3 protein-coding genes are annotated in these 9,239 nt (G+C 65.7%); 2 read left to right on the top strand and 1 reads right to left on the bottom strand.

Annotated features, from left to right (window positions below):
- On the bottom strand, positions 1-2,277 hold a 2,277-nt coding region (locus EN742_RS13955), incomplete at its 3' end, for an MG2 domain-containing protein (protein ID WP_245492317.1).
- Between the two features lie 279 nt (positions 2,278-2,556).
- Here EN742_RS13955 and EN742_RS13950 point away from each other — a divergent pair.
- Positions 2,557-4,485 carry an autotransporter assembly complex family protein gene (locus EN742_RS13950; RefSeq protein ID WP_128332925.1) on the top strand — a complete coding sequence of 643 codons (1,929 nt, stop codon included), beginning with the start codon at positions 2,557-2,559 and terminating at the stop codon, positions 4,483-4,485.
- Positions 4,485-9,239: translocation/assembly module TamB (locus tag EN742_RS13945; protein WP_128332924.1), on the top strand; the 4,755-nt coding region annotated here is incomplete at its 3' end. The genes EN742_RS13950 and EN742_RS13945, both read left to right, overlap by 1 nt.

Here is a 9,239-nt window from a genome sequence, read left to right as displayed (position 1 = left end):
ACCGAAGGAATAGCCCTTGAAGCGGTCCCAGTCGCGGGCGGTCGACAGCGTCAATTCGCCTTCGAGCGCAAGTCCGGCGGCCGGCGCGCCATAGAGGAAGCGGCCGTCGACGGTGACGTTGGCGGTTTCGCCCTGCGCGATCTCCTTTTTGTCGGCGGAGAGGTCGAACTCGATGCGATCCGGCACGAAGTCCTCGACCAGGAACATCTGGCTGGCGACGGCCGCCTGCTTGGGATCGGTATGGATCGACACCGTCCAAGTGCCGCGCATGGCGTTGGGCTCGAGCGGCAGGTCGACGGCATGGCCACCAGCTGAGGCGCCATCGCTGACGATGCGGCGGTCCTCGACGCCGTCTGGGCGGGTGAAGATGAAGGTCAGCGGCAGGTTCTCGACCGCCTTGGCGGCGCCGTCGCGGGCAAGGGCCGCGACATGCACATCCTCGCCGACACGGTAGATGCCGCGCTCGGTCCAGGCATAGACGTCGAGCGCACCGGGCGCCGGACGCCCGGTGACGCCACGGTCGGAGAGGTCGAAGCCGGCCCGCCCCATATCGAGGAAGACGAAGTCGTTGTCGCCTTGCTTGGCCATCAGCACGGCCGGCACCATGCCGCCTTCGCCGCGCGTCAGGCCGGGGTTGAAGACGGCGCGGCCCTCGGCGTCGGTGGTGGCGGTGCCGAGGATCTCGTTGTTGCGGGCGAGCAGCGTCAGCTCGGCACCCGTGATCGGCTTGGCGCTTCCAAGCGAGCGGGCAAAGACGTTCAGCCCGTCCTGCCCGGTATAGGTGGAGAGCCCAATGTCGGAGACGACGAACCACTGCGTGGCACGCGAATCATACTCGTCGCTGTGGTCGTCGACAGCCTGGGCGGTAAGCACATAGACGCCGGGCTTGCGCTGCGGCAGCGCCTCGTCGACCGGGAACGAAGTGGTGACCTCCTTGTTGAGGTCGTTGGCGATGTCGAGCTGGCCTTCCCAGACCGGCGAACCCATCTGGTCGGAAATGTTGGATAGATCGTAGCCGTCGAGCTGCTTGAGGAACTGGTAGCCGGACAGAAGCTGCGCCAGCGAACGGTCGCCGATGCGGTAGAGCTTCATCTTGGCTGCATTCATGTTGACGGTGACGACCGGGATGCCGCGGCGCGCGCCCGCCGGCAGCACGAAGCTGTCGCCGGTGAAGCGGGCGGAAGGCGCACGATCCTGGACATAGATCGAGAGCACCACAGGCGCGCTGGTCACCTCGCCGATAGCCGCCGGCAGGCCGGCGCGGAACGTCACCTCATAGTGCTGGCCATGCTCCAGCCCTTCGACGCAGATCTGCTTGTCCTTGGCTTCGACGCCTTTGGGGGCGGCGTTGTCGACGGTGACGAACTGCGAATAGTCGACACCGGTCTTGACCAGATCCTCGGAGAATTGCGCGCAGATGCGTGGCGCGCTGGTGTCGGCATCGACGGTGTGATCGATGACGCGGAAGCCCTTGCGGGCCTTGAGGTCCGCATAATCGGCCTGGACCGACGGTGAGCTGACCAGCGCGAGGCTCGCTTCATAAGCCTGCAGCGACGGCCGGTAGAGATCGCGGCGGTCGAGACCGGCGCCGAGCAGCGCGAGCGCTTGGGCGCGCGTCTTGGTGGTGCGCACCAGCTTGTAGGCGTTGAAGGCGGCGGACGTGCCGTTTGCCGGCAAGGTCGACCCTTCGGACGTGTTGGAGGCCGGCTGCACGGCAAGCGTCTCGCGCGCCAGCTCGAGCCAGAGATGGCCGTCATCGGGCAGCACCGTAACCGCGGCTTCGTATTTCTGCATGGCCAGCCGGTGGTCGCCGGTAAGCTGCGCCTGCTCGGCCGCGGCCTGCAGCGCCCCCAGACCCTCGGTCGGCTTGTCATAGACCGGATCGGTCAGCTTGTTGCGGTACTGCTGCGCCTGGTCGGCCATCCAGCCGGGGAAAAAGGCCAGTTCCGGCGGCGCGCCGATATCGGGATCGCCATCGACATTGGCGACCTTGCCGGCAATGGCGCCGTTGAAGGGTTTAAGCTGGTTAAAGTCGGATTTGAGAAAGCACCATTTGGCCTTGGTGTTGTAGGTGAAGGCCCGGCAGGCGGGGTCGCCCAGGCATGTCGTCTTGCATTGGTCAAGGCTGACATTCTGGTCGGACCTGAGGTCGAACCCGAAATAGTCGGAATTGTCCGTCGTCACGATCCGCCGGGCTTCCGCCGCTTGCGCGACGCCGCTGAAGGCGAAAAAGAGAAGAACCAGGAAAGAGAGACCACGAGCCGCGCGCATTGCCACATCACCCTCCAGATATCGCCAGCGTCCCGGCATGATCAAGCTTCAGTCAGGCTTGTCAACGCCGGAGCTCGGCAGGTTTGCACCCACCAACGGGTTCCATGCCGGCCAAAGGCCGGTATTTCAACAAAACCTCCATAGGACAGGGGATCACGCAATCTTGCGAAGACGCAAAAGGTGTGAATTCCAAGCCCTGTCTATTTCAGACAATTGGATTGTGGCCCCTTTACGAGCGTTTCAGAACTTCATTCCAATTTTAGTTTTGTCGACTAGGTTGTCTTAATGCCGGCGCATGAAAAGCAGATGTCAGGGGGGATCGCGCCAGGGCGCGGGCTTCCGCGCGCCCTGCTTCTGGCCGCGCTTTGTTCTGTTGCTTTCATTGCCGAATCGCGGCCGGCGACGGCCTTCGAGATATTCGGCATCAAGCTCTGGGGTTCTTCCAGCGACGAAGATGCCGATATTGTCGATCCGCTGCGCTACTCGGTGACCATCGAGGCGCCCGATGCGGACAAGGACCTGGTCAAGAAACTGGAAAATGCCTCGACGCTGAAGGCGGACGAGGAGCGCCCGGTCTCCGGCTCGCTCGGCCTGCTGGCCAAGGCGCGAGCCGACCGCGAGCAACTAGTCGCCGCCCTCTATGCCGACGCCCGCTACGAAGGCGTCGTCACCGTCACGATCGAAGGCAAGCCGCTCGACGACCTGCCGCCCGACGCCGAGTTCAAGGGGCCGCAACCTATTCCAGTGGTCATTTCCATCGCCGCCGGCGCGAAGTTCACGCTGGGCAACATAAGGCTGGAAGGCGATGCGGCGGGGCTCGCCAGCGCCGATTTCGGCCTGATCGCCGGCGGAGACGCCGGCTCGGGCGCCGTGCTCAAGGCCGAGGCGCTGATCGTTCGGGCGCTGAAACAGGAAGGCCGGCCGCTGGCCAGGATCACGGACCGCCAGATCATCGCCGAGCACGCCAGCTCGACGCTCGACGTGACGCTGACGGTCGCGGCCGGGCCGGTCGCCGGCTATGGCGACACCACGGTCGACGGAACCGAGAAGGTCGACCGCGACTTCACCGAATACATGACTGGGCTGAAGCGCGGCCGCCAATATTCGCCCGACGAGATCGACGACGCGCGCGACCGGCTGCTCGGACTGGAGGTGTTCAACAGCGTGACGATGAAGGAAGGCGAAAGCCTCGACACCGAGGGCAACATCCCGATCAACGTCCAGGTCAGCGAGCGCAAGCCGCGCTATTTCGGCATCGGCGGCACCGTCTCCAACACGGAAGGGCTGGGCCTGGAAGGCTATTGGGGCCACCGCAACCTGTTCGGGCGCGCCGAAAAGCTGCGTATCGAGGGTGCCATCAGCGGCATCGGCAGCAACGATCTGGGCGAACTCAACTACAATGCCGGCATCATGTTCGAGAAACCGGGCGTGATTGGGCCGTCCTCGAAATTCTTCACCGGCATCAAGACCGTATTCGAGCATCCCGACGCCTATGACCATTTCTCGGTCAAGGGCAACATGGGCGTCTCCTATGATCTGGACAAGAAGCAGAGGGTTTCGGCGGAATTCGCCCTCGACTATTCGAGGATCACCGACGCGTTCGGCAAGCACACCTACCTGATCGCCAGCGTACCCTTGCAATATGTCTATGACGCCAGGGACAACCGGCTTAATCCGACAAGAGGTTTCAGGGTGCTGGCCTATGCCGAGCCGAGCTACGACATACTGAACGGCGCGACGTTCCTCAAGCTGAAGGGCGAAGGGTCGGCTTACCAGTCGCTGGACACAGCTTCCAAATTCGTGCTCGCCGAGCGCGCCAGCATCGGCTCCATCGTCGGCACCGGCCTGCAGAGCGTTCCGGCCGACCGGCGCTTCTATTCGGGCGGCGGCGGCTCGGTGCGGGGCTATGCCTATCAGGGCATCGGCCCGAAGGACATCGACGGACAGCCGATCGGCGGGCTTTCCTTCTTCGAGACTTCTGTCGAGATGCGCATCGCCATCACCGACACGATCGGCATCGTGCCGTTCGTCGATGCCGGCACCGTTTCGACGAAGTCGTTTCCGGACTTTGCCGATATGAAGGTCGGCGCCGGCGTCGGCGTGCGCTATCTTACACCGTTCGGGCCGCTGCGTGTCGATGCGGCGGTGCCGCTCAATCGCGGGCCGGGCGACCCGCGTTTCGGCATCTATGCCGGCATTGGTCAGGCCTTCTGATGAAGACGTTCTGGCGCATACTTCGCATTTTTCTCTACACGCTGCTCATCGTGGTGGCGGCGGCGGTCGGCGCGCTGGTCGTGCTGACCAAGACCGAGAGCGGGCGCGACAATCTCGCCGGCATGATCTCGAACCTGGCGTCGAGTGATGAGCGCAAGGTCACCGTCAGCGGCATCGACGGCATCTGGTCCGGCGCGCTCAGGCTCGACCATATCGTGGTGGAAGACCGCGGCGGACCTTGGCTGGTGGCACGCAAGGTGGCTCTCGACTGGTCGCCGCTGGCGCTTCTGTCGAAGAACTTCAGCGCCGACCACCTTGCTGCCGAGCGGATCGAACTGGCGCGGCTGCCGTTGGCGAGCAATCAGCCGGCGGAGAGCGGCACGACATCGCTGCCGGTTTCGATCGACGTGAAGCAGGTAGACCTGCCGGAGATCGCGCTGGGCGAGGCGCTGGCCGGCAGCGGCATTGCCGAACTTGCTGCAAAGGGATTCGTCAAGGCCGAAGCCGCGCCGCTCTCGGTCGATACGGTTCTCAAGGTCACCCGCCACGACGGCAAGCAAGGCAATGTCGACGCCAAGCTGCATTTCGCGCCGGCCGACAATAAGCTCGACCTCGATCTCAAGGCGTCGGAGCCGACCGGCGGCATCATCGCAAATCTGCTCCAACTGCCGGGCCAGCCGCCGGTCGAGATCGTCGTCTCCGGCACAGGACCGCTGGGCAACTGGAGCGGCATCGGCACTTTCGTCGTCGACGGTCAGATCGTCACCCAGCTCACCGGACGCCACCAGCTCACCGACAAGGGCCATATGGTGGAGGCCAAGGGCGACGGCGATTTCGAGCGCTTCCTGCCCGAGAAGCTGAAGCCGTTGTTTGCCGGCAAGACCAGCTTTGATCTCGCCGGTACCGCGACCCCCAGCGGCGGCGTCGACATCGAGCGGGCGGTGGTCGAGAGCGGCTCCGTGCACGGCACGGCCGCGGGCATGGTCGATCCCAAGGGCGCCAGCGACCTGTCGGTGGAACTCGCCGCCAAGGCCGAGCCGGTGGTGCTCGACGTCGGCACAAAGGCGCAGCCGGTCACCGTGGCGGTCAAGAACGCAACCGCCCGTGCCTTCGGCGACGGCAAGGCGCCGATGGTCGATATCGGCGCGTCGCTGGTTTCTGTGGCGGCGGGCGGCACCCAGCTCAACGATCTCACGGCCGCGATCCATTCCGACGGCTTCGATATCCAGGATCGCAGCGGTCCGCTGTCGATCAAGCTCTCGGCCGGCGGGCTGAAGACCGACGTGGCGACGCTGGAGCCGCTGGTGACTGGCGAGCTCATCGCGGATCTGGCCGGCACGATCAGCAAGGACGAGATTTCCGTCGACCAGGGCACGCTGCGCAGCGATGCGCTGAATGCTTCGCTGACGGCCACGGTTTCGCTCGTCGATCTGGCGATGAAGCTGAAAATGAATGCCGATGCGGTGTCGAGCGCGCTCCCGCCACAGATCCGCTCGGTGCTTGGCGAGCGCGTCATGTTCTCGGCGGCCGCCACCCGCGATCCGCAAGGGGCGTTCGCCGCCAATTCGTTGTCGCTGACTTCCGGTTCGCTCAGCGCCAGCGGCACCGCCCGCGCGCAAGGCTCGGACATCCAGGCCAACGTCACGGGAACGCTGGGCGACGTCTCGGCGCTGTCGTCGCTGGCCGGGACGCCGCTCGCCGGGGGAATCAATTTCACGCTGTCCGCGAGCGGTCCGCGCTTTGCGCCGGATTTTTCGGTCGCGGCCGACAGCGCCAGCCTGACCGCGGCCGGCCGCACGGTCAAGGACGTCAAGCTTTCGGCGAAAGGCAAGGCGGACATCGCCAGCCCGCAGGCGGACATCTCGCTGACCGGCAGCGTCGAGGAGCACGCACTGGACATAAGGGCGTCGCTGGTGACCAGCGAGGGCAAACGCTCGATCAAGGGGCTCAGCCTTGCCCTCGGCGACAACAAGGTTTCCGGCGACCTTGCGCTCGAGGACAATTTCCTGCCGCAAGGAACGCTGACGCTGGCGGTGCCCGACATTGCGCCGCTGGCGGCGCTCGGCGGACAAACGGCGACCGGCGACATAAACGGCACCATCGCCTTCGCCAAGGAAGGCGAGGCGCCGACCTTCACCATCAATGCTGCCAGTGGCTCGATCGCGCGCGGCGAGGTGGCGGCGAAAGCGATCACGGTCAACGCGCTGATCGCCAACTATCTCAAGAGCCCAGCGATATCAGGCACGATCAAAGCGGATACGGTGACATCGGGAACCACCGTCGTCAGCGGCATCGGCGTCGATCTGAAGCGCGACGGCGACTGGACCAATTTCAGCGGCGGCGCCACGATTGCCGGCATTCCGGCCACCGCCGCCGGCCGGGTCAGGATCGCGAACGGCACCACCAGTGTCGAGATCGCCTCAGGCGAAGCCACCGTTCGCGGCATCAAGGCGGCGATCGCCGGGCCGTCGAACCTCTCTATCGCCAATGGCGTGACCAGCATCGAAAGGCTGGTGCTCGATCTCGGCGGCGGTTCGGTGACGCTCTCCGGCAAGGCCGGCCAGACGCTCGACCTCGCGGCCACGGTCTCGGCGCTGCCGGCCGCCCTTGCCAACGATATCTCGCCCGGCCTCGACGCCGCGGGCACGCTCGACGGCACGGCCGAAGTCACCGGCCCGGCGGCAAATCCGGACGTCCGCTTCAATGCCAAATTGACCGGCGCCGAAACCAGCCAGACCCGCCAGGCCGGCCTCGGGCCGCTCAGCCTCAATGCCTTGGGAAGCTTCACCACCGCGGGCGGTATTGTGCTGGACCAGGCGACGCTTTCGGGCGAGAAGATTTCCGGCAAGGCTTCCGGCACCATCAATGCGAACGGCGCCAGTGATTTCGCCCTCGACCTTGTCTCGACGGGTCCAAGCCTGCCGCTGTCGTTCGGCAGCGCCGAAAGCCCGATCAAGCTTGAATTGCAGGCGCTGTCGGTGAAGGCGGCCGGGCAGGGCACGCAGCCGAAGCTCGACATCTCGGCCGTGCTGCCTTCGATCGCGACGAATTTCACCAAGTCGGAAGGCATCACGCTAGCGCTGCATTCCGATGCCTTCGACGTGAAGAGCCGCACCGGACCGATTTCCGGCACGGTGACGGTGGAGACGATCGGGCTCGACAATCCAACCATCGCGCCGCTGGTCGCCGGCAAGATCACCGCCAAGGTCGCCGGCAGCCTCGCCGCGGACGCGATCACGATCGACAGCGGCTCGGTGCAGGGCGAGGCGTTGGATAGCGCCTTCAACGGCCGCGTCTCGCTGGCCGACGGCGCCATCGACCTTAATCTCAAGGTCGACGCCCTCTCGGCGGCTTTGCCGGCGGCGGCGCGCGGCGTGCTGGCCGAGCGCACGCAGCTCAGCGCTGCGATGAAGCGCGACGCCCATGGCGGTGTCACTATCAGTTCGGTCAAACTGGCCTCCGGCGCGCTGACCGCCGACGGGCAAGCAAGCCTTGCCGACAACAGGCTCAGCGCCGACATCAAGGGCGCCCTGACCGATATCTCGCTGTTGTCCAAGGACGCCAAGGGCGCGATCGCCTTCGCGCTCAACGCGCAAGGGCCAAGCCTGGCGCCTGACCTGTCGTTGACTGTGAACAGCGACAGGCTTTCGGTGGCGGCGCGCGAAATCACCGGGCTTAAACTGACGGCCACCGGCAAGGCCGATGCCGCCAATCCGGAGGCGAATGTGCAACTGACCGGCAATGTCGCCGGGCAGGCGCTGCAAGGCAGCGCGGTGCTGGCGACCACCGATGGCAAGAGCGCGATCAACGGGCTGCTCTTGTCGCTCGGGAAGAACCGGATCTCCGGCGACCTCGCGCTTGACGAGGCCTTCGTGCCCGCCGGCACCATCGCGCTCGACCTGCCCGATATCGGCCCGCTGGCGGCGCTGGCGCTGGAAATGGCCGAAGGCGACGTGCGCGGCACCATCGCCTTCACCAAGACGGCCAACGGCCCCAACGTCACCGTCAAGGCGACCACGGCCGCGATTTCGCGTGGCGACCTCTCGGCCAGGAACGTCGCCATCGACGCGCTGGTCGCCAATTACCTGGCCGCCCCGGTGATCTCCGGCAAGGTCCGCGCCGACAGCGTCACTTCGGGCGGCACCGTGGTCAGCGGCATCAATGTCGACCTGAAGCGCGACGGCGACTGGACCGGCTTTTCCGGCGGCGCCACCGTCAAGGACATTCCGGCCAAGGCCGCCGGGCGGGTGAGGGTGGCGAATGGCACCACGACCATCGAACTCACCTCAGGTCAGGCGACCGTGCAAGGCATCAAGGCGGCGATCGCGCAGGCCTCGACGGTCAGTATCGCCAACGGCACGACGAGCCTGGACAGGCTGGTGCTCAATCTCGGCGGCGGCACCGCGACGGTGACCGGCAAGGTCGGACAGGCGCTCGATATCAATGCCGCGCTGGCCAAGGTGCCGGCTTCGCTCGCCAACAGTTTTTCGCGCGGCCTCGATGCTGCAGGTTCCATCTCCGGTACGGTCAAGGTGACGGGCGCGCCGGCCAATCCGTCGGTTGCCTTCAAGATCGACGCCGGCGGCGTGCAGACCGCGCAGACGCGCAGCGCCGGCCTCGGCGGCATGAACATTTCCTCGTCGGGAACGTTCGCCGGCAAGAAACTCACCTTTGACGCCGACATCAGCGACGGCGCAGGGCTCGGCCTGAAGGGCGGCGGCTCGGTGACGACGGCGGGAACGCCGGCGCTGCGC

The sequence above is a fragment of the Mesorhizobium sp. M4A.F.Ca.ET.020.02.1.1 genome (genome assembly GCF_004022645.1).
GTDB lineage: Bacteria > Pseudomonadota > Alphaproteobacteria > Rhizobiales > Rhizobiaceae > Mesorhizobium.
Note: the sequence above shows the minus strand (reverse complement) of the source record. Positions and strands in the feature narration are given on the sequence as shown.

Coding starts and splice junctions, on each gene's coding strand:
- EN742_RS13950 (WP_128332925.1), top strand. CDS start 2,557: ATGCCGGCGCATGAAAAGCAGATGTCAGGGGGGATCGCGCCAGGGCGC.